The sequence below is a fragment of the Streptomyces sp. NPDC002868 genome (genome assembly GCF_055563295.1).
This window is the reverse complement of the sequence record NZ_JBVHDR010000007.1, coordinates 172297-197272: the sequence shown is the minus strand read 5'-3', so window position 1 is coordinate 197272 and position 24976 is coordinate 172297. Positions and strand designations below refer to the sequence as shown.

General features: G+C 71.0%; 22 protein-coding genes. 10 read left to right on the top strand and 12 right to left on the bottom strand.

Annotation, left to right across the window (positions count from 1 at the left end; all coding sequences use genetic code 11):
- Positions 1–20: 20 nt before the first annotated feature.
- From ACZ3H8_RS22260 to ACZ3H8_RS22245, 4 genes are read right to left on the bottom strand one after another with little or no spacing between them, the layout of a single operon-like run.
- Positions 21–974 (bottom strand): DUF2510 domain-containing protein, encoded by a 954-nt coding sequence (locus ACZ3H8_RS22260; RefSeq protein WP_467404389.1) that lies wholly within the window; start codon positions 972–974, stop codon positions 21–23.
- A 48-nt stretch (positions 975–1022) separates the two neighbouring features.
- Positions 1023–1805 carry a 3-oxoacyl-ACP reductase gene (locus tag ACZ3H8_RS22255; RefSeq protein ID WP_467404386.1) on the bottom strand — a complete coding sequence of 261 codons (783 nt, stop codon included), beginning with the start codon at positions 1803–1805 and terminating at the stop codon, positions 1023–1025.
- A 4-nt stretch (positions 1806–1809) separates the two neighbouring features.
- The gene (locus ACZ3H8_RS22250; RefSeq protein WP_467404790.1) at positions 1810–3219 is read right to left on the bottom strand and encodes an aldehyde dehydrogenase family protein; all 1410 of its coding nucleotides are present in this window, start codon (positions 3217–3219) and stop codon (positions 1810–1812) included.
- The gene (locus ACZ3H8_RS22245; protein ID WP_467404384.1) at positions 3186–4550 is read right to left on the bottom strand and encodes a glutamine synthetase family protein; all 1365 of its coding nucleotides are present in this window, start codon (positions 4548–4550) and stop codon (positions 3186–3188) included. The genes ACZ3H8_RS22250 and ACZ3H8_RS22245 overlap by 34 nt, the downstream gene beginning before the upstream one ends.
- 57 nt (positions 4551–4607) lie before the next feature.
- Here ACZ3H8_RS22245 and ACZ3H8_RS22240 point away from each other — a divergent pair, with 57 nt between their 5' ends.
- The 3 genes from ACZ3H8_RS22240 to ACZ3H8_RS22230 all read left to right on the top strand — a co-directional run bounded on the left by ACZ3H8_RS22240 (position 4608) and on the right by ACZ3H8_RS22230 (position 7740).
- Entirely contained in the window at positions 4608–5357 is a 750-nt protein-coding gene (locus ACZ3H8_RS22240) for a FadR/GntR family transcriptional regulator (RefSeq protein ID WP_467404381.1), read from the top strand.
- A gap of 213 nt (positions 5358–5570) precedes the next feature.
- The gene (gene eat / locus ACZ3H8_RS22235) at positions 5571–7016 is read left to right on the top strand and encodes an ethanolamine permease (protein WP_467404380.1); all 1446 of its coding nucleotides are present in this window, start codon (positions 5571–5573) and stop codon (positions 7014–7016) included.
- A gap of 43 nt (positions 7017–7059) precedes the next feature.
- Positions 7060–7740 carry a gamma-glutamyl-gamma-aminobutyrate hydrolase family protein gene (locus ACZ3H8_RS22230; protein WP_467404378.1) on the top strand — a complete coding sequence of 227 codons (681 nt, stop codon included), beginning with the start codon at positions 7060–7062 and terminating at the stop codon, positions 7738–7740.
- Positions 7741–8044: 304 nt separating this feature from the next.
- Here ACZ3H8_RS22230 and ACZ3H8_RS22225 read toward each other — a convergent pair whose 3' ends face one another.
- Positions 8045–8983, bottom strand: coding sequence for a LysR family transcriptional regulator (locus tag ACZ3H8_RS22225; protein ID WP_467404375.1), 939 nt, complete (start codon positions 8981–8983; stop codon positions 8045–8047).
- A gap of 70 nt (positions 8984–9053) precedes the next feature.
- Between ACZ3H8_RS22225 and ACZ3H8_RS22220 the strand changes: the two genes are divergently transcribed.
- Positions 9054–10238 (top strand): TDT family transporter, encoded by a 1185-nt coding sequence (locus ACZ3H8_RS22220; RefSeq protein ID WP_467404374.1) that lies wholly within the window; start codon positions 9054–9056, stop codon positions 10236–10238.
- 33 nt (positions 10239–10271) lie between these two features.
- Here the strand turns inward: ACZ3H8_RS22220 and ACZ3H8_RS22215 are convergent, their stop codons facing one another.
- From ACZ3H8_RS22215 to ACZ3H8_RS22195, 5 genes are all read right to left on the bottom strand, one after another.
- Positions 10272–11531 (bottom strand): S8 family serine peptidase, encoded by a 1260-nt coding sequence (locus ACZ3H8_RS22215; RefSeq protein ID WP_467404373.1) that lies wholly within the window; start codon positions 11529–11531, stop codon positions 10272–10274.
- Between the two features lie 235 nt (positions 11532–11766).
- Entirely contained in the window at positions 11767–12492 is a 726-nt protein-coding gene (locus ACZ3H8_RS22210; protein WP_467404370.1) for a helical backbone metal receptor, read from the bottom strand.
- An 11-nt stretch (positions 12493–12503) separates the two neighbouring features.
- Positions 12504–13094 (bottom strand): helix-turn-helix domain-containing protein, encoded by a 591-nt coding sequence (locus ACZ3H8_RS22205; protein ID WP_398989755.1) that lies wholly within the window; start codon positions 13092–13094, stop codon positions 12504–12506.
- A gap of 249 nt (positions 13095–13343) precedes the next feature.
- Positions 13344–15155, bottom strand: coding sequence for an ABC transporter permease/substrate binding protein (locus ACZ3H8_RS22200; RefSeq protein ID WP_467404369.1), 1812 nt, complete (start codon positions 15153–15155; stop codon positions 13344–13346).
- Positions 15148–16284: a quaternary amine ABC transporter ATP-binding protein gene (locus ACZ3H8_RS22195; protein ID WP_467404366.1), complete on the bottom strand. Its 1137-nt coding sequence runs from the start codon at positions 16282–16284 to the stop codon at positions 15148–15150. The genes ACZ3H8_RS22200 and ACZ3H8_RS22195 overlap by 8 nt, the downstream gene beginning before the upstream one ends.
- 281 nt (positions 16285–16565) lie before the next feature.
- Between ACZ3H8_RS22195 and ACZ3H8_RS22190 the strand changes: the two genes are divergently transcribed.
- From ACZ3H8_RS22190 to ACZ3H8_RS22170, 5 genes are all read left to right on the top strand, one after another.
- The gene (locus ACZ3H8_RS22190; protein ID WP_467404787.1) at positions 16566–17471 is read left to right on the top strand and encodes a 5'-3' exonuclease; all 906 of its coding nucleotides are present in this window, start codon (positions 16566–16568) and stop codon (positions 17469–17471) included.
- Positions 17472–17522: 51 nt separating this feature from the next.
- Entirely contained in the window at positions 17523–18365 is an 843-nt protein-coding gene (locus ACZ3H8_RS22185) for a siderophore-interacting protein (protein WP_467404364.1), read from the top strand.
- Between the two features lie 374 nt (positions 18366–18739).
- Positions 18740–19324: a sigma-70 family RNA polymerase sigma factor gene (locus ACZ3H8_RS22180; protein ID WP_307664514.1), complete on the top strand. Its 585-nt coding sequence runs from the start codon at positions 18740–18742 to the stop codon at positions 19322–19324.
- Complete coding sequence (locus tag ACZ3H8_RS22175; RefSeq protein ID WP_467404361.1) at positions 19321–20067, top strand: anti-sigma factor; 747 nt, start codon at positions 19321–19323, stop codon at positions 20065–20067. The genes ACZ3H8_RS22180 and ACZ3H8_RS22175 overlap by 4 nt, the downstream gene beginning before the upstream one ends.
- A 125-nt stretch (positions 20068–20192) precedes the next feature.
- Positions 20193–21563 (top strand): cryptochrome/photolyase family protein, encoded by a 1371-nt coding sequence (locus tag ACZ3H8_RS22170; protein ID WP_467404359.1) that lies wholly within the window; start codon positions 20193–20195, stop codon positions 21561–21563.
- Between the two features lie 10 nt (positions 21564–21573).
- Here the strand turns inward: ACZ3H8_RS22170 and ACZ3H8_RS22165 are convergent, their stop codons facing one another.
- A complete protein-coding gene (locus tag ACZ3H8_RS22165; protein WP_467404356.1) occupies positions 21574–22854 on the bottom strand; it encodes a class I SAM-dependent methyltransferase in 1281 nt (426 codons plus the stop codon).
- A gap of 188 nt (positions 22855–23042) precedes the next feature.
- Here ACZ3H8_RS22165 and ACZ3H8_RS22160 point away from each other — a divergent pair, with 188 nt between their 5' ends.
- Complete coding sequence (locus tag ACZ3H8_RS22160) at positions 23043–24614, top strand: amino acid permease (RefSeq protein ID WP_467404355.1); 1572 nt, start codon at positions 23043–23045, stop codon at positions 24612–24614.
- Here ACZ3H8_RS22160 and ACZ3H8_RS22155 read toward each other — a convergent pair.
- On the bottom strand, positions 24529–24864 hold the full coding sequence (locus ACZ3H8_RS22155; protein ID WP_467404353.1) for a tyrosine-type recombinase/integrase: 336 nt from the start codon (positions 24862–24864) through the stop codon (positions 24529–24531). The genes ACZ3H8_RS22160 and ACZ3H8_RS22155 overlap by 86 nt on opposite strands.
- Between the last annotated feature and the right edge of the window lie 112 nt (positions 24865–24976).

Here is a 24976-nt window from a genome sequence, read left to right as displayed (position 1 = left end):
TCAATCGCCGGACGGGCTCGTTATGGGCCGATGCTGCTGCCGACTCCGCCGCTCGTGGAGTCGCCGATCGGGCGGATGCTCGCGGCGATCTTGTCCATGTCGGCGAGCTTCGGCCCGTCCGGACCCGCGTCGAAGGCGAAGCGGACGACGATCATCGCCCCGGTTCCCACCGTCGAGGGGAAGGCCAGCGACTGGACATACCCGCCGGGGCCCGCTCCGGTGGTGACCCGCCAGCGCACCAGATAGCCCGCCCGCCCGGCGACGGCGATGGACTGGGACTTGAGCACGGCGTGGGACTTGATGCCGCCGTGGATGCGGGTGCCGAGGGTGTCTTCCTCGTACGCCTTGTCCGCCGCCGTCACGATGTCCTGTTTGGCGAGCACCGCGGGCGAGTTCACATCGGTCTGGGTGGCGGTGATCGACGACACCCGGCCGTGCCGGCAGAGCGAGGAGCCGCCTCCCGGGCAGTCGTAGGTCTCGTCCGTCACCATCGTGGTGCCCTCGTCGAGGGAGCTGTCGGACTTCTCCCAGCCCTCGGGGACGGCCATCGTGATGCCGTTGAGCTGGTCGGTCAGCAGCGCGGAGTCGTCGCCCGCGGGCGGGGTGGCGGCCCGGCTGTTCTTCGGGTCCGCCGTCGTCGGGGCCGGTTCGACAACGCTCGGCGCGGACTCGGGCTTCGTATCCCCGTCGTCCTTCCCGAGCAGCACCGCGCCGGTGGCGACCGCCGCGACGAGCACCACGCCCGCGGTGCCGAGCGCCACCAGCCGCGCCTTGCCGCCGGCTCCGGGTGCCGCCTGCTGCATCGGCACGGTCGGCGGACCGAACCCGACGGCCTGGGCCGGAGCCTGGGCTTGGGCCGGGGCCTGCGCCTGGACCGCGCGTGTGTGCGCGGTCCAGGCGGCCCCGTCCCACCAGCGCTCGCTGCCGGGCACGTTGGGGTCCGGGTACCAGCCCGCCGGGGTCGTCATGCTCATCCGGCCACCCTAGGCGGGCCGCTTCCGTGCTTCTACACGGGAGTGCTTCTACACGGGAGTGACGTACGCGCCCGCGATTCCGCCGTCGACGAGGAAGTCGGTGGCGTTGATGAACGAGGAGTCGTCGCTGGCGAGGAAGGCCACGGCGGCGGCGATCTCGTCCGCCTCCGCGAACCGTCCGGCCGGGATGTGGACCAGGCGGCGCGCGGCGCGCTCCGGGTCCTTGGCGAACAGCTCCTGCAGCAGCGGGGTGTTGACCGGCCCGGGGCACAGCGCGTTCACCCGGATCCCCTCGCGGGCGAACTGCACGCCGAGCTCGCGCGACATGGCGAGCACGCCGCCCTTGGACGCGGTGTACGAGATCTGGGAGGTCGCCGCGCCCATGACGGCCACGAACGACGCGGTGTTGATGATCGAGCCGCGGCCCTGGCGCTGCATGTAGGGGATGGCGGCCTTGCAACACAGGAAGACGGAGGTGAGGTTGACCTCCTGGACGCGCTTCCAGGCATCCAGGCCGGTGGTGAGGATCGAGTCGTCGTCGGGCGGCGAGATGCCCGCGTTGTTGAAGGCGATGTCGACGCTGCCATAGGTGTCGTACGCGGTCTTGAACAGCGCCTCGACCTGCTCGGCGTCGGTGACGTCGACGCGTACGAACGTGCCGCCGACCTCGTCGGCCGCGGCCTTGCCCGCGGTCTCGTCGATGTCGGCGCAGACGACGTTGGCACCCTCGGTGGCGAGGCGGCGCGCGGTGGCCAGGCCGATGCCGCTGCCGGCGCCGGTGATGACGGCGGTACGGCCGACGAGGCGGCGGCAGATGTTCTGGGCGGTCATTGCTTCAGGCCTCCGTGCTGATGAAGACGTTCTTGGTTTCGGTGAAAGCGGTGAGGGCGTCGGGGCCGAGTTCGCGGCCGAGACCGGACTGCTGGTAGCCGCCGAACGGCGTCGAGTAGCGGACGCTGGAGTGGGAGTTGACGGAGAGGTTGCCGGCGGCGACGGCGCGGGAGACGCGGATCGCGCGGCCCACGTCGCGGGTCCAGATGGAGCCGGACAGGCCGTACTCGGTGGCGTTGGCGAGCCGGATCGCGTCGGCCTCGTCGTCGAAGGGGAGGACGACGGCGACCGGGCCGAAGACCTCCTCGCAGGCGGCGGGGGCGTTTGGCGCGAGGTCGGTGAGGACGGTCGGCGGGAACCAGAAACCGGGGCCTTGTGGGGCGGTGCCGCGGATCGCCTTCAGCTCGTCGGGGACGTACGCACGGACCCGCTCCAGCTGAGCCTGCGAGATCAGCGGGCCCATCTGGGTGTTCTCGTCGGCCGGGTCGCCGACGACGACGGACTCGATCGCCGGGGCGAGAAGGTCGAGGAAACGGTCGTACACCGAGCTCTGCACCAGGATGCGGGTGCGGGCGCAGCAGTCCTGGCCGCTGTTGTCCAAGAAGGACATGGGGGTGGCGGCGACCGCGGCTTCGAGGTCGGAGTCGGCGAAGACGATGTTCGGGCTCTTGCCGCCGAGTTCGAGGGTCACGCGCTTCACGCGGTCCGCGCACTTGGCCATGATCTGCTTGCCGACGCGGGTGGAGCCGGTGAACACGATCTTCGCGACGCCCGGGTGCTCGACCAGCGCGTTGCCCGCTTCGTCGCCCGCGCCCGGCAGCACCTGGAAAAGGTGCTCGGGCAGGCCTGCCTCCAGGGCGAGTTCGGCCAGCCGCAGCGCGGTGAGCGGGGTGGTCTCCGCGGGCTTGAGGAGGACGGCGTTGCCGGCGGCGAGGGCCGGGGCCGTGCCCCAGGCGGCGATCGGCATGGGGAAGTTCCAGGGCGCGATCACGCCGATGACACCGAGCGGTTCGAGGATGGTGATGTCGAGGCCGCCCGCGACGGGGATCTGACGGCCATTCAGGCGCTCGACTCCCCCGGCCGCGAAGTCGAGGAGGTCGCGGACGTTCCCCGCTTCCCAGCGGGCGTTGCCGATGGTGTGCCCGGCCTCCCGCACCTCCAACTGGGCGAGTTCTTCCAGGTGTTCGTCGACGACCGCGGCGAAGCGCCGCAGCAGCCTGGCCCGGTCGGCGGGTGCGGCGGCCGCCCAGCCCTGCTGGGCCTTTGCGGCCCGTGCGACGGCGGCGTCGACCTCGGCGGCCGTCGTCGCCCGGACGGTCTCGACGACCTGCCCGGTCGCGGGGTTGAGCACCTCGTGGTACGCGTACGGCAAGGCGTGCCTCACAGACGTTCGAAGGAGCGGCGGAGCTCCCAGTCGGTCACCGCGGCATCGAAGGCTTCGAGCTCGACCCGCGCCATGTTGCGGTAGTGCGCGACGACTTCGTCGCCGAATGCGGCCTTGGCGATGGGACTGTTCTCCCAGAGTTCGGCGGCTTCGCGCAGCGTGGTGGGCACCTGCGCGTATCCGGCGGTGTACGCGTTCCCGGTGCACTCCTCCGGCAGTTCCAGCTGCTGCTCGATGCCGTACAGACCGGCCGCGACCAGACCGGCTACGGCCAGGTGGGGGTTGACGTCGCCGCCCGGCAGCCGGTTCTCGAACCGCATCGAGCGGCCGTGGCCGACGACGCGCAGCGCGCAGGTGCGGTTGTCGTAGCCCCAGGCGACGGCGGTCGGCGCGAAGGAGCCGGGCTGGAAGCGCTTGTACGAGTTGATGTTGGGCGCGTACAGCAGCGAGAAGTCACGCAGCGCCGCCAGCTGTCCGGCCAGGAAGTGGCGCATGACCTGCGACATTCCGCCGGGTCCGTCGCCCGCCATGACGTTCGCGCCGGTCTCGTCCTGGAGCGAGAGGTGGATATGACAGGAGTTGCCCTCGCGCTCGTTGTACTTGGCCATGAAGGTGAGCGAGACACCCTCCTGGGAGGCGATCTCCTTCGCGCCGGTCTTGTAGACGGCGTGCTGGTCGCAGGTGACCAGGGCTTCGTCGTACTTGAAGGCGATCTCGTGCTGACCGGGGTTGCACTCGCCCTTGGCGGACTCGACGACCAGGCCGGCGGTCGCCATCTCGTTTCGGATCCGGCGCAGCAGCGGCTCGATGCGGCCGGTGCCGAGGACGGAGTAGTCGATGTTGTACTGGTTGGCCGGGATGAGATCGCGGTAGTTGCGGTCCCAGGCCTCCTCGTAGGTGTCCTTGAAGACGATGAATTCGAGCTCCGTGCCGACGTGCGCCGTGAAGCCGTGCTCGGCGAGGCGGTCCAGCTGCCGGCGCAGGACCTGGCGGGGCGCGGCGACGACGGGTGAGCCGTCGTTCCAGGCGAGGTCGGCGACGAGCAGCGCGGTGCCCTCGTTCCAGGGAATACGGCGCAGTGTGGTGAGGTCGGGGTGCATGGCAAAGTCGCCGTAGCCGCGTTCCCACGAGGACATCTCGTAGCCGTCTACGGTGTTCATCTCGGTGTCGACGGCGAGGAGGTAGTTGCAGCCCTCGGTGCCGTGTTCCAGGACCTCGTCCAGGAAGAAGGGTGCGGCGAACCGCTTGCCCTGGAGCCGCCCCTGCATATCGGGGAAGGCCAGGACGACTGTGTCGATCTCGCCGCTCGCGACGAGGGCGCGAAGCTCCTCGACCCCGAGCGGGGGTTTGCGGTCTGCCACGGGATTACGCCTCCTTGGGTCAGCCGGAAGCCATAAGGTATTACTGAAGACCATTGCATGGGAAGAGGGAACAGCGACGTGGCGAAGAAGAACGACGCGGCCGACCCGCTGACGCCCGTGCTGCGCCCTGTGCGCGCGGGCAACGGCTTCGAGGAAGCACTGGAGCAGATTCTTCAGCTGCTGCGCCTCGGACTGGTCGCCGGCGGGGAGCGGCTGCCCGCGGAGCGCGAGCTCGCGGAGCGGATAGGGATCAGCCGGGTCACGCTGCGCGAGGTACTGAAGGTGCTCACCGACCAGGGGCTCGTGGAGAGCAGGCGCGGCCGCTACGGCGGAACGTTTGTACTGCACCGCCCCGACACCCACGGCGAGGACGAGCTGCGCCGACGCGTGGCGGAGGTGGACGTCGAGGACACCCTGCGCTTCCGCGAGGTGCTCGAGGTGGGGGCCGCCGGGCTGTGCGCCGCGCACGGGCTGTCCGACGAGGGCGCGGAACGGCTGCGTACGGCCCTGGCCGCGACGCACGACGCGCCGCTCACCGAGTACCGGCGCCAGGACACACTGCTGCATCTGACCCTCGCCGAGCTCTCCGGCTCCCCCACGCTGACCGCGCAGTACGCAGCGGTGCGCGCCACGCTGAACGATCTACTGGACTGCATTCCGCTGCTCGTACGCAACCTCGAACACTCGCAGCACCAGCACACGGCGCTGGTCGACGCGGTGCTCGAGGGGGACGCGGACGCGGCGCGCGAGGTGATGCGGGAGCACTGCGAGGGGACGGCGGCGCTGCTGCGCGGCTTCCTCTCCTGACGCTCTCCTGCACTACTCGCCTGCTCCTCGCCCGCCCCTCTGGTGACCCTCCCCTGCTCCTCGCTCGCCCCTCTCGTGACCCTCTGCTGACCCTCGACTGACCCTCGACGGCGACCGAACCGTAACCGCAGCTTTACGCACAGGGCTTGCGCATCACCGATACCTGCCGCAAAGGTGTCCGCACAAACCATTGACCTCTGCCAGGAGCGACTCATGGCCGAAGGCACCACCACACGCGAACAGTCCCCCGCCGACGACGCCTATCTGAACCGCCGCACCCTGCGCAGGGGCAGCGCCGGCTGGCTGCTCCTCACGGGGCTCGGCGTCGCCTATGTCGTCTCCGGCGACTTCTCCGGCTGGAACATCGGCCTGTCCAAGGGGGGCTTCGGCGGGCTCGCGATCGCCACCCTCCTGATGGGCGCGATGTACGCCTGTCTCGTCTTCGCACTCGCCGAGCTGTCGGCGATCCTGCCGACGGCGGGCGGCGGCTACGGCTTCGCCCGCCGCGCGCTCGGCACCTGGGGCGGGTTCCTGACCGGCACCGCGATCCTCATCGAGTACATACTCGCGCCCGCGGCGATCGCCATCTTCATCGGCGACTACGTCGAATCGCTCGGTCTGTTCGGCCTGGAGTCCGGCTGGCCGGTCTATCTGGCCTGCTTCGCGATCTTCATCGGCATCCATCTGTGGGGCGTCGGCGAGGCGCTGCGCTTCAGCCTGGTGGTGACGGCGATCGCGGTCGCGGCGCTGCTGATCTTCGCGGTCGGCGCGTTCACGGACTTCAGCGCGGGCGGTCTGGACGACATCCCCGTCGACAAGGACGCGTTCGGCTCGGGCTCCTGGCTGCCGTTCGGCCTGCTCGGCATCTGGGCGGCGTTCCCCTTCGGCATGTGGTTCTTCCTCGGTGTCGAGGGCGTGCCGCTGGCGGCGGAGGAGGCGAAGGACCCGGTGCGCTCGATGCCGCGGGCGCTCGCCATCTCGATGGGGATCCTGGTGCTGCTGGCCGTGCTGACGTTCTTCGCCTCGACTGGCGCGCAGGGCTCCGCCGCGATCCAGGAGGCCGGAAATCCGCTGGTGGTGGCGTTGCAGGGGAGCGGCGATCCGACGCCGCTGAGCCGCTTCGTCAACTACGCGGGCCTGGCGGGCCTGGTTGCGTCCTTCTTCTCGCTCATCTACGCGGGCTCGCGCCAGCTCTTCGCGCTCTCCCGGGCCGGCTATCTCCCGCGCTTCCTCTCCCTCACCAGCCGGCGCAAGTCGCCGTACCTCGGGCTGCTGATCCCTGGTGCGATCGGCTTCGCGCTGGCGGCGGGGACGGGCAACGGCGCGCGGATGCTGAACATCGCGGTCTTCGGCGCCACGATCAGTTACGCGCTGATGGCCCTGTCGCACATCGTGCTGCGCCGCCGCGAGCCGGAGCTCCCGCGCCCGTACCGCACGCCCGGCGGCACGCTCACCTCGTCCGTCGCCTTCATCCTTGCGCTGTCCGCGCTGGTGGCAACGTTCCTGGTGGACAAGGACGCGGCCTTCATCGCGCTGGGCGTCTACGGCGTCGCACTCGCCTACTTCGCGATCTACAGTCGCCATCATCTGGTGGCGCGGGCTCCGGAGGAGGAGTTCGCGGCGCTGGCGGCGGCCGAGGCCGAACTCGAACGGGACTGAACCCAAAACAGGACGCAAAGGAACGCAACAGAACGGAGTCACTGTGTCCAAGCCGCTCATCGGCGTCACCACGTACCTGGAGCCGGCCGCGTGGGGCGTGTGGGAGATGCCCGCGGCGCTGCTGCCGGCCGGATACCCCCGCCTGATCCAGGCGGCCGGCGGCCTCGCGGCGCTCCTCCCGCCCGACGACCCGGCCCAGGCAGAGCCGGTCGTGTCCCGGCTGGACGGCCTGGTGATCGCGGGCGGAGCGGATGTCGAGCCCGTACGGTACGGGGCCGAGCCCCACGAGCGTACGGGCCCGCCGGCGCGGGACCGGGACGCGTGGGAACTCTCCCTGATCCGGGCGGCGTTGGCGTCCGGGACGCCGCTGCTGGGGATCTGCCGGGGCCTGCAACTGCTGAACGTTGCGCTCGGCGGGACGCTGGTCCAGCACCTGGACGGGCACGTCGGGGGTGTGGGCGTCTTCGGCGCCCACACCGTCAAGCCGGTCCCGGGGACGCGGTACGCGGAGATCGTCCCGGAGGAGTCGTCGGTCCCGACGTACCACCACCAGTCGGTGGACCGCCTGGCCGACACCCTCGTGGCGAGCGCACACGCGGAGGACGGCACGGTGGAGGCGGTGGAGCTGTCGGGAGCGGGGTGGGCGCTGGGGGTCCAGTGGCATCCGGAGGCGGGGGACGACATGCGGGTGATGTCGGCGCTGGTCGCCGCGGCGAGGCCTTGACGGGTCCTTTCCCGTAACCGGGCTCCGCCCCGGACCCCGCGCCTCAATCGCCGGCGGGGCTGTTTTTCGGGGCTCCGCCCCGGACCCCGCTCCTCAATCTCCCCCAGACTTCGTCCGGGGGGACCCCCAGGGGCTCCATTGGAGCCCGTCCGGCGATTGAGGACAACGCCCGAAGGGCGTACTGGGGGTCTGGGGGCTTGCCCCCAGTTCGGGAAGTGGAGGTCCCCCCACGCCCGCCAGGGCGTAGGGGGAGGGGTGGGGAACAAGCCCGCCGCAGGCGACCCGCGCCCCCGGGGATCCGGCGTCAGCCGGACGTCGGGCGTCCCCTCGTCAGCGTGAGCAGATCCCGCGCCGGGCCCGTCGGCCGGTGGGACGTCGGCCAGACCGCGCGGAGAGCGCGCCGGAGGTCGACGGAGGCCAGCGGGATGCTCGTCAGGCGGCGCGCCGTCAGTTCCTCCGTGATCGCCAGTTCGCTCAGGACCGCCGGTCCCGCACCACTCACCGCCGCTGCCTTGACCGCCGTCGTGGAGGCGAGTTCGAGCAGCGGTTCGGCCAGGCCGCCGCAGTCGGACAGGGCCGAGTCGAGGACCTGACGGGTGCCCGAACCCCGTTCGCGCAGGATCAGCGGCGCGGCGGCCAGCTCCGCCGGGGTCAGCGGGGCGCGGCGGCGGGCCCATGGATGGCTCGGGGCCACGACCACCAGGAGGCGGTCGTGACCGATGACCGCCCCGTCGAGGCCGTCCGGCACGGACAGGCCCTCCACGAAGCCCAGGTCCGCCTCGCCCGCGAGCAGGCGCTGAGCCACCGCCGCGGAGTTCCCGGCCAGCAGCGAGACCGCCGTGCCGGGGCGCCCGGCCCTGAGCGCGATCAGCCACCCCGGCAGCAGGTACTCCGCGATGGTCATCGAAGCCGCCACCCGCAGCCGCGAATCGCGCCGCCCTCGCAGCGCCTGCGCCCCCGCGTCGAACGCCTCCGCCGCCTCCACGACCCGCAGCGCCCAGTCCGTGACCAGCGCCCCCGCGTCCGTCAGCCGGGACCCGCGCGGGGAGCGGTCGACCAGAGCCACCCCCAGCTGGCGCTCCATCGAGCGGATCCGGCTGCTCGCGGCCGGCTGGGTGATGCCGAGCTCGCGCGCCGCCCGCCCCAGGCTGCCGTGCCGCGCGACGGCCAGCAGCAGCTCGAGCGCGCCCAGGTCCGGCACCCGGTGCGCCAACGGCACCCGTTGTTCATCCTCGTCGCTCATAAATCCAGCTTATGGGGCCATAGGTGAGAGATCCCTGGTGGGGAGTCCTGGCCCAGTTGAGAGTGAAGACATGGTCACCGCCGTGCAGCCCCACCCCCGCCGCCGCACTGCCGCGTCCACCCTCACCACCGTACGGCTGCCCGTCCTCCGCCACCTCGGCCCCAACTGGTACGCGACCGTCATGGGCACCGCCATCGTCGCGAACGCCGGCGCCGCCCTGCCCGTCGGCATCCCCGGCCTGCGGACGGCCTGCACCGCGGTGTGGACGCTGTCCGCCGCGCTGCTGGCCGTCGTCCTGGCCGCCCGCGCCGCGCACTGGGCCTACCACCGTGACCAGGCCCGCGCCCACCTTCTCGACCCGGCGGTCGCGCCCTTCTACGGCTGTCTGTCGATGGCGCTGCTGGCCGTCGGCATCGGCACCCTGACCGTGGGCCAGGACGTGATCGGCGAACCCGCGGCCGTGGCGACGGCGACCGCGCTCTTCTGCGCCGGCACCCTCACAGGGCTCGCCGCCGCCGTGGTCGTCCCGTATCTGATGGTCGTACGCCACAAGGTCGCGCCCGGCACGGCCTCTCCCGTGTGGCTGCTGCCCGTCGTAGCCCCGATGGTCTCCGCGTCCTTCGGCCCTCTCCTGGTCCCGCAGCTGCCTGCCGGGCAGTGGCGGGAGGCGATGCTGCTGGGGAGCTACGCGATGTTCGGGGTCAGCCTGCTGGCCTCGCTGCTCATCCTGCCGATGGTCTTCGCCCGGCTCGTCCACCACGGCCCGCTGCCCCTCGCGCTGACCCCCACCCTCTTCCTGGTGCTCGGCCCGCTCGGCCAGTCGACCACCGCGGTCAGCAAGCTGGCGGACGTGGCCCCGGGCGCGATCCAGGCACCGTACGCCGAAGGGCTCGCCGCCTTCGCCGTGATCTACGGCATCCCCGTGATGGGCTTCGCCCTGATGTGGCTGGCGCTTGCCGGTGCGATGGTCGTGCGGGCCGCGCGCGACGGCATGCCGTTCGCACTGACCTGGTGGGCCTTCACTTTCCCGGTCGGCACCTGCGTGACCGGCGCGGAGGGCCTTGCGCGCCACACCGGCCTGGCGGCCATCGAATGGCTCGCGGTCGGCCTGTACGCGTTCCTCGTCGCCGCATGGGCGGTGACCGGCGTCCGTACGCTGCGCGGCCTGTTCGGCGGAGCGCTGCTCGCAGCGCCTGTGAAGACCGGCTCGACGGGTGTGGGCGCGCACCGATGCCGGTACGCGCCCACATCATGATTCAGCTGACAGCCGTCAGAAGGACGGCCGTCGTCAGAAGTTCGTGAGTTTGAGCAGGGGCTCCTTGGTGCCGTCGCCGTCCTGGGACGGCCAGGTCCAGTCGAAGCTGCCGGCAGCCTGCAGTGCCGCCTTGACCGTCTGGGGCGATGCGGCGGGGTTGTTGGCCAGGTACAGGGCTGCGCCACCCGCGACGTGGGGCGCGGCCATCGATGTGCCGGACATCGTCGTGTAGCCGCCGGTGTTGGAGGTGGAGCGGATGCACACGCCCGGCGCGATCAGGTCGATGTCGGAGCCGTAGTTGGAGAAGTTGGCGAAGGTGTCGTCCACGTCGCTGCGGCACGTCGGCTGGGCAAGACCCCCCGGTTTGCCGTTGAAGTCGGCAAGGGCGCTGACGGTGATCACTTCGTCGTATGCGGCGGGGATCATGTTCTTGGCGTCGGAGTGGTCGTTGCCGGCCGCCACCGCGTACGTGACGCCGGCGGCGACGGAATTGCAGATCGCCCGGTGCATGGCGTCGTTGTTGGTCTTGCCGCAGTTGCCGTCGTCGGTGCCCGATCCGCCCAGGCTCATATTGGCAACCTCGATCTCGTCGGCGTGCTCGGTGACGTGGTCGATGCCGCAGATGACGTTCGAGATGCTGCCGCTGCCGAGGGGGCTGAGCACCTGCACCGGCCAGAGCCGGACGCCCGGTGCCGTACCGACCACGCCGGTGCCGTTGTCCAGGGCGCCGATGGTTCCGGCGACATGCGTGCCATGGCCGTGGAAGTCGGAGGGGGGCAGCAAGGACAGCCAGCAGCTCTTGCCGCCGGCCCGGTACACGTTCAGGTCGGGGTGGTTCGGGGCGATCCCGGTGTCGATGACCGCGACGTCGGCGTTCACCCGGGTGTCCACACCGTCGATCGCCGCGGTGGGGCTCTGGTCGGCCTCCACCCGGTCCACGCCGGTCGGGGTCGACTGGGCGGTGGCATGCACCACCCGGTCGGGCTCCACCGAACTCACCCGGGGGTCGTCGGCGAGCTTGGCTGCGACGCTGGCGCTCATGGACGCCGAGTAGCCGTGAAGGGCGTAGCGGTACACGTGCTTCACCCTGGCACCCAGGGTGGATGCCTGCTCGACAGCCGCGTCCACAGCCTCGTTCATATCGGCACCCTCGGGGGCGGCTGTGTCCTTGAGGGTCACGATGTACCCGCCGGGGATCTGGTCGGAGTGTGCGGGCGCCTTGGCCACCGCGGGGGTCGGTGATGCGGCCGCAAGCACGAGCGCAAGGAGGGCGATACCGAAAATTTTGGGCATCCCGGACCTTTCTTGAGGGCATGTGAGAGCCGAGACTCAACCCGGTGTTTCTGGGGAGTGCATGGCATGTCTGCTTCGCTACCGCGTTCACAGCTAGCAGGTTTGCGGCAGTGCGGCAGCCCGACATCCGGCGGTCACCGGATTCTCTGACCACCTGTCAACCATGTGGTCGCGTCCGGCCCTCGCCGCTACGACGATCGGTCCGCCCGCCCTCAGCCGGTGGCACGGGCAGGTTTCAGCCCAGCTCCCGGGTTGCTCGTCGCAGCGCCGCGCCGAGCACCGAAGGCGCCTGGGCCAGCGACGGCCCGTACCAGGTCAGATGCCGGCCGCTGACCAGCGCGGCCGGCATCGCCGGAAATGCCTCGGGCCCGTCGTCCGCCGCGAAGCGGTACGGCTCGTCGGGCAGGACCGCCAGCTGGGCGCCGCTGTCCCGCAGTTCGTCCACCGGGATGCGCGGATAGCGCTCGGCGTGCTCCGCGTACACGTTCCGAACGCCGAGCCGGGCCAGCAGATCACCGGCGAAGGTGTCGCGGCCGAGCACCATCCACGGCCGCCGCCAGACCGGCACGACCGCCCGCCACTCGCCCACCGGCGCGACCGCGGACCACGCCTGCCGCGCCTCGTCGAGCCAGCGCGGCCGGGCCTGCCCGCAGACGGCTGCCAGCACCCGCTCCAGCTCGCGGAACGCCTGCTCGAGGTGTCGTATCTCCGTCTCCAGCACCTCGATGCCCGCAGCCCGCAACGCGGCCAGATCGGGCGCGCGGTTCTCCTCCTCGTTCGCGATCACCAGATCGGGTCTCAGCCCGATCACCGCCGCCACGTCCGGGTTCTTGGTGCCCCCGATCCGTACGACATCGAGCTCGGCGGGGTGGCTGCACCAGTCGGTGGCCCCGACCAGCCGTCCGGGCGCGCTGACGGCCACGGCCTCGGTCAGCGAGGGCACCAGCGACACGACGCGCACGCGGCCGCCCCTCAGCGCCGGGGCTCGGGGCCCGCGTCGTCGATGTGGTCGGCGACCGATACGACGAGGATCCGGGTGTCGGGGGCGGTGGCGCGCCACCGGTGCCGTACGCCGCCGGAGAGGAAGAGGGTGTCGCCGCGCGCCAGCCGGTAGGCGCGGCCCTCCGCCTCGACCTCCGCGGCGCCGTCGGCGACGTACATCAGCTCGTCGTTGCGGTGCTGGAATTCGCGTCCCGGATCATGCTCCCCGGTGAATTCCAGAGCCTGCAGTTGGTGGTGCCCCCGCACGAGCCGACGGGGCCTTGTGCCCGGCGGCCGTGCCCCTTCCGCTGCCGCGCGTACGACATTGACGGTGCGCGCTGCGTCGGACGCGGCGAGCAGCCGGCCGGTCGTGGTCTCCAGGGCGTCCGCGACCCGCTGGAGGGAGCGCATGCTGGGGCGGGCCCGCTCATTCTCGACCTGGCTGAGGAAGGGCACGGAGAGGCCGCTGCGCGCCGCGACCGCGGCGAGCGTGAGGTCCAGGGCACGGCGGCGCCTGCGCACAGCGGCGCCCACCCGAAGGGGTTCGGTCTCCTTCGGGTCCTTCGGGCCCATCGCATCCATCGCGTCCATCGCGTCCTTCGCGCCTTTCGCGTCCATCTGCCGGGCTCCCCTTCCCTGGTCCAGTCTCACCTTACGCAGCTTCCTGCCCGGGCTTCCCTGCAAGTCCATCCCTGTGCGGGCCGGCCGGCCCGCAGACCGGAAAGCCACAAGGGGTGGCTCCGCCACTGGCGGGGCCACCCCTTGTACATGTTGCGGGCTACTGCGGAGCCATCTTTTCCGCGATGCCCGGGTTCTGCTTCATCCAGGCCTTCACTGCTGAACTCTGGCGAGGGGAGTCCACTTGTCGGCGAGGCCCGGGTACTCCTTGAGCCAGGCGCGGACCGCGTCCTGCTCCTTGCCCTTGCCCGTCGTCTGGATCCTGGCTTCAAGGTCCGTGAGCTGCTTCTCGGTCATCTTGAAGTTCTTGAGCCACTTGCCGACCTGCGGGTTCTCGGCGGAGAAGCCCTTGCGGGCCAGGGTGTGCACGCCGTCGCCCTTGCCCCAGGAGCCCTTGGGGTCCTTGAGCTTCTTCAGGTCGTAGCTGCTGTACGCCCAGTGCGGCGACCACAGCGTGGTGACGATGGGCTCCTTCTTGTCGTACGCACGCTTCAGCTCGGCCAGCATGCCGGGCGTCGAGCCGTCGACGACCTTGTACTCACCCTCCAGGCCATAGTCCTGCAGGACCTTGTCCTTGAGGATGCCCATCATTCCGGCGCTCGGCTCGATGCCGATGATCCGGCCCTTGAACTGGCCCGACTTGCCCTTGAGGTCCTCCAGCGAGTCGATGCCCTTCATGTACGAGGGGACAGAGAGTTCCAGCGAGGTGGGGCCGTACCAGGAGCCCATGTCTTCCAGCTTGTTCTGGTACTTCTTCCAGTACTGGGCGTGGGTGACGGGCAGCCAGGAGTCGGTCTCGAAGTCGACCTGGCCGCCGGCCAGACCGGTGTAGAGCGCTCCGGCCTCCAGCTGCTTGGGCTCGACCAGGTAGCCGCGCCGCTCCAGCATCTCCTTCCAGAGGAAGGTGGAGGCGATGCCCTCGTCCCAGGGGATGTAGCCGATGGAGACCTTCTTGCCCTGGCCGACGTTCGAGGCGTCCGAGGCGCCGGCGGACTTGGTCTTGCCGAACATGCCCATGCCGCCCGCGACGAGCGCGAGGACGACGACGCCCACGACGGCGACGGCTGGCTGCGGACGGTGGTTCCAGATCTTCAGCCCGCCGGTCAGGGACTTCGCCTTGGCGAGGGCGCGGCGGCCGAGCGGCGAGACCTGGCGGCCCAGCGCACCGGTCATCCGGTCCAGGTACATGGCGAGGATGACGATGGAGATTCCGGCCTCGAAGCCGAGACCGACGTCGACATTGCCGATGGCCCGGTAGACGGCGGCGCCGAGGCCGCCGCCGCCGACCATGCCGGCGATGACCACCATGGACAGGCCCAGCATGATTACCTGGTTGACGCCGGCCATGATCGTGGGCAGGGCGAGCGGGAGCTGGACGCGCAGCAGGGTGTTGCGCGGCGTCGTGCCGAAGGCCTCGGCGGCCTCGACGAGCTCCTTGTCGACCTGGCGGATGCCGAGCTCGGTCATCCGTACGCCGGGCGGCAGGGAGAAGACGATCGTCGCGATGATGCCGGGGACCACGCCGACGCCGAAGAAGATGACGCCGGGGATCAGATAGACCATGGCCGGCATGGTCTGCATGAAGTCGAGCACCGGCCGGGTGATCCCGCTGACCGTCTTGGAGCGGGAGGCCCAGACGCCGAGCGGGATCGCGATCACCAGCGTGACGATGGTGGCGACGAGCACCAGCGAGAGGGTCGCCATCGCGTCGTCCCACAGCTCGATGGAGTCGATGAGCGCGAAACCGGCGAAGGCGAGGACGCCCGCGGACAGGCCGCGCAGCCACCAGGCGACGACGGCGAGTATGCCTGCGAAGAGCAGCGGCTCGGGGCTGGACAGTACGGCGTCGATGCCGTCGTACATGCCGGTGACGAGTGAGCTGATGGCGTCGAACACCCAGGAGAGATGGGACTGGAGCCAGTCGACGCCGCTGTCGACCCAGTCGCCGAGATGAAGCCTAGGCACTGGCCACCGCCTTGGTGACACCCTGCGCGGGGCCCGCGGTCTGCGGCGGAATCGCTGCCGGGGTCATCGGCTCACCGAGGACCGCGAGCAGCCGTGCGCGCGGTACGACGCCGATCAGCTCCCCCTCGTCGTCGATGACGGCGACGGCGACGCCGCTGCTGGAGCAGGGCGTGAACAGCTCGATGATCGGGGTGTCCGCACCGACGGTGACGGGCGCGGCGGCCAGCACGTCCCTGGCGTTACGCAGCTCCTTGCCGCTGTCCGTGCGGGTGCCGAATGCGGTCTGCGGGTCGGCCATGATCGCGCCGGCGGTGAGCACCCGGGAGCGGTCGACGTCCTGGGTGAAAGAGGCGACGTAGTCGTTGGCCGGGGTGACGAGGATGTCCTCGGCGGTGCCGAGCTGGACGATCCTGCCGTCCCGCATCACCGCGATCCGGTCGCCGAGGCGCATGGCCTCGTTGAGGTCGTGGGTGATGAAGACGATGGTCTTCTTCAGTCGCTGCTGCAGTTCGAGGAGCTGATCCTGCATATCGCGGCGGATCAGCGGGTCGAGCGCGCTGAAGGACTCGTCCATCAGCAGCAGATCGGCGTCGGTGGCGAGCGCGCGGGCGAGGCCGACGCGCTGCTGCATACCGCCGGAGAGTTCGTCGGGCCAGGACTTCCCCCAGCCGGCCAGACCGACCAGCTCAAGGGCCTCGGCGGCGCGCCGGTCGCGCTCGGGGCGCGGGACGCCCTGCGCTTCGAGGCCGTATCCGGCGTTCTCCAGCACGCTGCGGTGCGGGAAGAGCGCGAAGTGCTGGAACACCATGCTGATCTTGGCCGAGCGTACGGTGCGCAGCTCGCGGGGGCTCAGTGCGGTCAGGTCCTGGCCGTCGAAGAGGACTCGTCCGGCGGTGGGCTCGAGCAGTCCGTTCAGCATGCGCAGCAGCGTGGACTTGCCGGACCCGGACAGACCCATGACGACGAATATCTGGCCCGGCTCGACGGCGAACGTGGCATCGATCACCGCTGCTGTCGTACCGTCGGCGCGCAGCTCGTCGCGGTCACTGCCGCCTTCGAGCTTGCGTACCGCTTCGTAGGGTCGTCTGCCGAACACTTTGTACAAGTGCTCGGCTTGCAGCCTGGACACATACACCTCACGCGTTGAACCGAAACGGCCCGCCAACCCCCGCATGGGGTCTCCCCGCCGAAGTCAGGGGAAGGGCCGTGGAGCAGGGCGGGTTCGGCCCGCTTTCCCGGCGAATGTGTTGAAATCGCCACGCCGCTCCGGGCCCGCGCCTGCCCATGGCCTTCCAGGGCAAACGCAACAGTGATCCACCTCACGAGGGCGGCGATCCATCGCACGAAGGGCGGCGCACGGGGTGGCTGTCAGTGGGGTGCGGCATCATCAGGTCTGTGACGCGACGCCTGATGCTCCTCGACACCGCTTCCCTGTACTTTCGCGCCTATTTCGGCGTCCCGGATTCGGTCCGGGCCCCCGACGGCACCCCGGTCAACGCCGTGCGCGGGCTGCTCGACTTCATCGCGCGGCTGGTCCAGGACCATCGCCCCGACGACCTTGTGGCCTGCTGGGACAACGACTGGCGGCCGCAATGGCGGGTGGAGCTGATCCCTTCGTACAAGGCGCATCGCGTCGCTGTGGAGACGGCGACGGGTCCTGACGAGGAGGAGATCCCGGACACCCTGACACCCCAGGTCCCGGTGATCATGGACGTGCTCGACGCGCTGGGCATCGCGCGCGTCGGGGCCGACGGGTATGAGGCGGACGACGTCATCGGCACCCTCACCGCGCGTGCGACCGGCCCGGTCGACATCGTCACCGGCGACCGCGACCTGTTCCAGCTGGTCGACGACGCGCGCCGGCGGCGGGTGCTGTATCCGCTCAAGGGCGTCGGAACGCTCCAGGTGACGGACGAGGCATGGCTGCGCGAGAAGTACGGCGTCGACGGCCCGGGGTACATCGACCTGGCGCTGCTGCGCGGCGACCCGAGCGACGGGCTGCCGGGCGTGCCCGGGATCGGCGAGAAGACCGCGGCCAAGCTGCTGGACACCTTCGGCGATCTGGCCGGGATCATGGCCGCCGTCGACGACCGGACCGCGAAGCTGACGCCCTCGCAGCGCAAGCGGCTGGACGAGGCCAGGGACTATGTCGCGGTCGCGCCGAAGGTCGTACGGGTCGCGTCCGACGTGCCGCTGCCCGACTTCGACCCCGCGCTGCCTTCCGAGCCCCGCGATCCGGCGACGCTCGACGAGCTGGCCGCCCAGTGGGGGCTCGGCGGCGCCCTGACGCGACTGCTGTCCACACTTCAGCACTGAGGTGTTAACTTAGGCTAGCCTAAGCAGCGCACGAGCCCAGGGGAGACCGCCGTGGCAGAACGACCGGCCCGCAAGGCACCGAAGCCCTACGAGGCGCGGGTGGTGCGCACCGAGCGGATCACCCCACACATGGTGCGTGTCGTCCTCGGCGGTGAGGGGCTGGCGGGATTCGGTCTCGACGGGTTCACCGATCACTACATCAAGCTGCTGTTCGCGCCCGTGGGCGTGACGTATCCGGAGCCGTTCGACATCGAGCGGATCCGCGAGGAGTTCCCGCGCGAGCAGTGGCCCGCCAACCGCACCTACACGGTACGGAGTTGGGACCCGGCCCACCGTGAGCTCGCGGTCGACTTCGTGGTCCACGGCGACGAGGGCCTGGCGGGCCCGTGGGCGGCGCGGGCGCGCGTGGGCGACACGATCAGGATCCAGGGCCCTGGCGGCGGCTACGCCCCGGACCCGGCGGCCGACTGGCATCTGCTGGTGGGCGACGAGAGCGCGCTGCCCGCCATCGCCGCCTCGCTGGAGCGGATGTCGGCGGGCGCGCACGTCCATGCCTTCGTCGAGGTCGCGGGCCCCGAGGAGGAGCAGAAGATCGTCACGCCGGACGGAGTGGAGATCAACTGGCTGCACCGCGGGGCGCGGCCGGTGGGCGAGGCGTTGGTGGCGGCGGTGAACGCGCTGGACTTCCCCGAGGGCGACGTCTGCGCGTTCGTCCACGGCGAGGCGGGCTTCGTGAAGGAGCTGCGCCGCCATCTGCGACTGGACCGGCAGATTCCGCGCGAGCGGCTGTCGATCTCCGGGTACTGGCGGCTCGGCCAGTCGGACGAGGCGTGGCGCGCGGTCAAGCGCGAGTGGAACGAACAGGTGGAGCGCGAACAGGAGAAGGCGGCCTGACGCTCGCTCCCTTCGGCCCCCGGTTGCGCTCGCTCCCATTGGCCCCCGGTTGCGCGATGCGGCCGGGGGCTTTCGCGGTGCGGCGGGGGTTTTCGCGATGCGGCGGGGGCTTTCGCGATGAGGCGCGGGCTTTCGCGATGAGGTGTGGAGTTTCGCCAAGCAGCGGGTGCTTTGTCGACCGCCAGGGCCCAAGTCCGCCCTTGCCAACGCCATGGCCCAACTGGCGACCCACGCCCGGATAGCCGCCTCGCCGCTGACCGTCATCCGGTCACGTGCAACCATCTGCGGACCCGGACCAATCCGCCGCTCCATGGGCTCCGAATGCCTGGTGGAATCTGTCCGGACGACATGCCCGCACAGTGGAGGAAAGCCGCGTGAACCAAGCCGTACACATCGGCGGACCCGCCTCGGCGGGGCCCGATCTGCAGCAGCTGCTCGGCCTGGTGGCCCGAGGCGACCAGGAGGCTTTCTCCCGGGTGTACGACGCGGTCTGCGGTCCGGTCCTGGGGCTGGTGCGCGCCGTGCTGCGCGACCCGGCCCAGTCCGAGGAGGTGACGCAGGAGGTGCTGATCGAGGTGTGGCGTACCGCTGCGCGCTTCCAGCCGTCCCGCGGATCGGCGATGACCTGGATACTCACGCTCGCCCACCGCCGCGCCGTGGACCGGGTCCGGTCGGCCCAGGCGGCCACCGACCGCGAGCGGCGGGCGGCACTCCTGGAGCAGACCCCCGCGTACGACGAGGTCACCGAACAGGTCGAGGCCCGGCTGGAGCGTGAGCAGGTACGGCGCTGTCTGCGCGGCCTGACCGAGCTGCAGCGGCAGTCGGTGACACTCGCGTACTACCGCGGGCTGGCCTACCGGGAAGTGGCCGAATTGCTCTCCGTGCCGCTCGGCACGGTCAAGACACGACTGCGCGACGGGCTCATCCGGCTGCGCGACTGCCTGGGGGTGAGCGCATGAACGCCGCTGATCTGCACACGCTGACCGGCGCCTATGTGCTGCACGCGCTGTCGCCCGACGAGCGCGCCGAGTTCGAACGGCACCTTCTGCTCTGCCCGGTCTGCGCCCAGGAGGTGCGCGAACTGGCTGCCACCGTCGGCAAGTTGGGACTCGCTATGGCCGTGACGCCGCCGCCTGCGCTCAAGCAGCACGTGCTGCGGAGGATCTCCGCCGAGCGCCAGGAGCCGCCCCGCGTCTCGCGGGCCCGCCGAGGTGCGGCCCGCCGCGGCCGGGCGGCGTCGCGCTTCGTGCTGGCGGCCTGTCTCGCCGCCGCCGTCGCTTTCGGCGGGGTCGCCGCCTGGCAGCACCAGGAGGCGCGGGACGCACGCGAGGACGCGCAGCGCTCACAGCGGCAGGCCGAGGAGCTGGCCTCGGTGCTCGCCGCGCCCGACGCCAGGGTGAGCGCAACGAAACTGCCGGAGGGGGCACGCGGCACGGTCGTCGTCTCGCACAGCAGGAACAAAGCGGCCTTCCTCACCTCCGGGCTGCCCAAGCCGCCGCAGGGCAAGGTCTACCAACTCTGGTTCGAGGACGGGGGAAAGATGCGTCCCGCCGGTCTGATGGACCCCGCCGTCACCGACAACGCCGTACTGATGGACGGACCGGTGGGCGCGGCTTCGGGCATGGGCCTGACCGTCGAACCGGCGGGCGGCTCCCCCGAGCCGACCACCGATCCGCTCGCCCTGATGCGCTTCCCCACCTGATGCGCTTCCCCACCTGATGCGCGTTCTGATGCGCGTTCCCGCCTGATACCCGTTCCCCTGGACGCCTTTCGCCGACTGCTGCATTTCCCCGCCTGATGCACTTCCCACCCGAGGAAGGACGGCTCATGAGCGTTGCGGTCATGCTCTTCACCTCCGATCTGCGACTCCACGACCAGCCGGCGCTGCGCGCAGCCCTGCGCGGCGCCGATGCGGTGGTGCCGCTGTTCGTGCTCGACCGGGGCGTGCACCGGGCGGGCTTCGACGTGCCCAACCGCCGTGCCTTTCTTGCCGACTGCCTGGCCGCGCTGGACGCCGGGCTGCGCGAGCGCGGCGGCCGGCTGGTGATCCGTACCGGCGAAGTCACCGAGCAGGTCTGCCGGGTGGTCGCCGAGAGCGGGGCCCGCTCAGTGCATGTCGCGGGAGGCGTCAGCTCCTATGCCGTACGCAGGGAAGCGCGGCTGCGCGAGGCGCTGGAGGCGGTCCGGTGCGCCCTGCACGTCCATGAGGGGGTGGTCACCGCGCTGCCACCGGGGCGCGTGACGCCCACAGGACGCGACCACTTCGCGGTGTTCACGCCGTACTTCCGCAGGTGGGAGGCGGCCGGGCTGCGTGAGGCAGTGGCCGCGCCGCGCATCGTGCCGGTCCCGGAGCTCGCCGGCCATCCGCTCCCGCGGCGCACCGCGGTCGCCGGGGTGTCGCCCGGGCTCGCCAGGGGCGGCGAGCCGGAGGCCCGACGGCGGCTGAGCGGCTGGCTGGCCGACGAGAGCGGCGGCATCGCGGCGTACGAGCGGCGGCACGACGATCTGCCGGGCGACGCAACCTCACGGCTCTCGCCCCATCTCCACTTCGGCACGCTCTCCGCCGCCGAAGTCGTCCAGCGGGCACGCGGCAAGGGCGGCCCGGGCGCGGACGCGTTCGTACGGCAGCTGGCCTGGCGGGACTTCCACCACCAGGTCCTCGCCGCCCGGCCCGATGCGGCGCACGCCGACTACCGTGCCCGCGGCGACCACTGGCGCAGGGACGAGAAGGAGATCGCCGCCTGGAAGAACGGCAGGACCGGCTGCCCGATCGTGGACGCGGCGATGCGCCAGCTGCGGCACGAGGGGTGGATTCCGGGCCGCGCGCGGCTGCTGGCGGCGAGCTATCTCACCAAGACGCTGTACATGGACTGGCGCATCGGCGCCCGCCACTTCCTGGATCTCCTGGTGGACGGGGACATCGCCAGCAACCAGCTCAACTGGCAGTGGGCGGCGGGCACCGGGACCGACGCCCGCCCCAATCGCGTCCTCGATCCGCTCGCGCAGGCGAAGCGGTTCGACCCGCACGGGGATTACGTACGCCGCTGGGTCCCGGAGCTCGCGCAGCTGGCCGGGGCCGCCGTCCACGAGCCGTGGAAGCTCGACGGCCTGGAACGGGCCAGGCTCGACTACCCGGACCCGCTGGTGGAAGTGGCGGAGGGGCGGGCGCGGTTCGAGCGGGCGCGCGGCCTGGACTGATCCGCGCGGCTCAGGAGGCCATCTCTTCCTTGGTCAGCAGCACTTGCTGCACATCCAGACAGCCCGCGCGGAAACCGGTCTCCGAGATGGCGAGATAGAAGGTCCACATCCGGCGGAAGGTCTCGTCGAAGCCGAGAGCTTCGACGTCGGCTGCGCGCTGAGTGAAGCGTTCACGCCACAGCCGCAGCGTCTCGGCGTAGTGCGGGCCGAAGCGGACCCGCTCGGCCGGCCGCAGCCCGGTGCAGCGGGTGACGATCTGCCCGATCGTCTCGGTCGATGGCAGCAGCCCGCCCGGGAAGATGTACTTCTGCGTCCAGGCGTACGTGCTGCGGGACGCCGCCGGCATCTCGTGCGGCATCGTGACCGTCTGGAGGGCGACCCGGCCGCCGGGCGCAAGCAGCCGGTCCAGCGTCACGAAGTACTGCGGCCAGTGCTCCTGGCCGACGGCCTCGATCATCTCCACGCTGACGATCGCGTCGTAACGGCCGAGCACCTTGCGGTAGTCGCGCAGCAGCACGGTAACGCGGTGCTCAAGACCGGCCTCGCCGACGCGCCGCCGAGCCAGTTCCTGCTGCTGCCGCGAGAGCGTGACGGTCAGCACGCGCGCGCCGCGCCGTGCCGCCCGGATCGCCAACTCGCCGGAGCCGGTGCCGATTTCGAGCAGCTGAGTGCCCGCGCCGACCCCCGCCAGGTCGAGCAGCCGGTCGATCTTGCGGTGCTGCGCGGCGGGCAGCAGGTGCTGCTCTGCCGGGAAGCCGCGGAAGAGGGCGGAGGAGTACGAGAGGGTCTCGTCGAGGAAGAGCGCGAACAGTTCGGTGAGCAGTTCATTGGGCAGGTCGTAGGGCAGGTCATCGGTGCGGTGTTCGGCAGGCTGCCGGGGCGGCCGGGCTCCGCGCAGCCGCCGGCGCGGCCCGGGGACGAGTGTGGCCGCGTGTTCGGCGAACACGGTCAGCACACCGACGAGGTCGTGGGCCTCCCACTCGCCCGCCATGTACGACTCGCCGAGGCCGACGAGGCCGCCGGAGCCGATGCGCCGGAGGAACGCGTGCGGGTCGTGCACCACCATGAGCGGTCCGCCCCGGCCGATCGGGGCGCCGCCGGCGAGGCGCACCCGTAGCGGCAGCCTGCCGACGGCACGCCGGACGAACCGTTCAGCGGCGGCCGTCCGCATCCGGGGCGCTCGGGGCAGGGTGGCCACATCGGGCCACCGCCGGGCGTCGACGGACGCGGTTCGCTCAGACACCGAGGACGCGGGGGACGCTGGGGACGCCGGAGACACGGACACGCTCACTTCACACCCTCCAGGGAAAGCTGACGGGGACGGAGTTGATTCGGTGCGATGGCGGCCCCGGATTGGTCGAGTGGGAGATCTTTCGGGCGTGAGGACTTGGGCCCCGTACGGACATGGGCGTGTGACGCCGGTGAAACAGCTCGTCCCTAATTTCTGTCACCCGACAGGAAACAGCGACAGGGGCTGCCATGACCGCCACCGCAACCACGGACGTACGGCCCGATCCTCCGGAGACGGGCCAGGGCGGCGACGCAGCCGCGCTGGCCGGCTTCGGCTACCGGCAGGAGCTGCACCGCAGCATGGGGCGGTACGCCTCCTTCGCCGCCGGGTTCTCCTTCATCTCCGTCCTCACCACCGTCTTCCAGTTCTTCGCGTTCGGCTTCTCCTTCGGCGGCGCGGCCTTCTTCTGGACCTGGCCCGCCGTGCTCGTAGGCCAGTTGCTCGTCGCGGCCTGCTTCGCCGAACTCGCCGCCCGCTACCCGCTGTCGGGCGCGATCTACCAGTGGTCGACGCGGCTCAGCACCCCGTCCTTCGGCTGGTTCGCGGGCTGGATCATGGTGATCGGCCAGGTGGTCGTGGTCGCCGCGGCAGCCCTGGCACTCCAGGTCGTATTCCCGGCGATCTGGTCCGGCTTCCAGCTGTTCGGCGGCGACCCGTCGCCGATCACGCCCTCGGGCGCCGCGAACGCCGCGCTGCTCGCGGTCGTACTCCTCGCCCTGACAACGCTGGTGAACCTCCTCGACAACCGCGTCATGTCGGCGGTGAACCGCATCGGCGTGACCGCCGAGATCATCGGGGCGGTACTGATCGTCGTACTCCTCCTCACCCACTCCGAGCGCGGCCCGGGCGTCACCCTGCACACCGGCGGCCAGGGCGGGGCGATCGGCGCGCTGCTCGTCGGCTCCTTCACCGCGGCGTACGTCCTCATCGGCTTCGACAGCGCGGGCGAGCTGAGCGAGGAGACCCGCAGCCCCCGCCGTACCGCCCCGCGCACGATCCTGCTCGCGCTCGCCTCGGCCGGTGTCCTCGGCGGGCTGCTGCTGCTCGGCGGGGTACTGGCCGCGCCGAGCCTGACGGACGGGCGGCTCGCGACGGAGGGTCTGTCGTACGTGCTCACCAGCAGCCTCGGCGACGGCGTCGGCAAGGCGCTGCTCGTCGATGTGGTGATCGCGATCGCCGTGGCGACCCTGGCGATCCAGACGGCGGGAGCCCGGATGCTCTTCTCGATGGCGCGCGATGGGGTGCTGCCCTGCTCGGCCCGCCTCGCGAAGGTCTCCCCGCGCACCGGAATGCCGGCCGGACCCGCCCTGGTCGTGGGCGCCGCGGCGGCAGCACTCGGCCTGCTCAACCTCGCGTCGCCGGAAGCTTTCCTCGCCATCGGCACGACCTGCATCGCGATGCTGTACCTGGCGTACGCGATGGTGACGGGCCCGATGCTGGTCCGCCGCCTGCGCGGAACCTACGGCTGCGACACAGGCCTGGACGAGGCGGGCAAACCCCTGTTCTCACTGGGGCGTTGGGGCCTGCCGGTGAATGTACTGGCCCTCGTCTACGGCCTGGCGATGACGGTCAACCTCGCCTGGCCGCGGGCCGCGGTGTACGACCCGTCGGGCGGCCACTGGTACTTCCAGTGGTTCACGGTGCTGTTTGTGCTGGTCACAGTGGGAGTTGGGTTCACGTGGCGACTCCTGAGGGCACAACACGGGCACTCGGTGCCGGAATCGACCCCTTCGGCAGCCCTCCCAGAACCGACTCGATAGCGTCCGCGGTTGTGTCCTCACCGGTCGACCAGAGCCCCGTGTACTTGTCCAGCGTGATCGACGGCTTCGAATGACCGAGGCGCACCTGGACGACCTTCACGCTCGCGTTCTTCTCGATGAGGCACGAGGCGTAGAAGTCGCGCAGCCCGTGGAGCGTCAGTTTCGCGGGCACGCGCACGTCCGACTCAGCCTTGGCCGGCGCGGCGTTCACGGCGTCGCGGATCGTCTTCCAGACACGTGCCCTGGTCACCACCCAGGAGCTTGCCGGCCGCCTCGGGGTGACCGGCAGCCACATCCTGCGCCTCGCTGCACAGCACGGCGTCACACCCGCCGCACGGGGGGCTGTGGCACCCAGACGACGC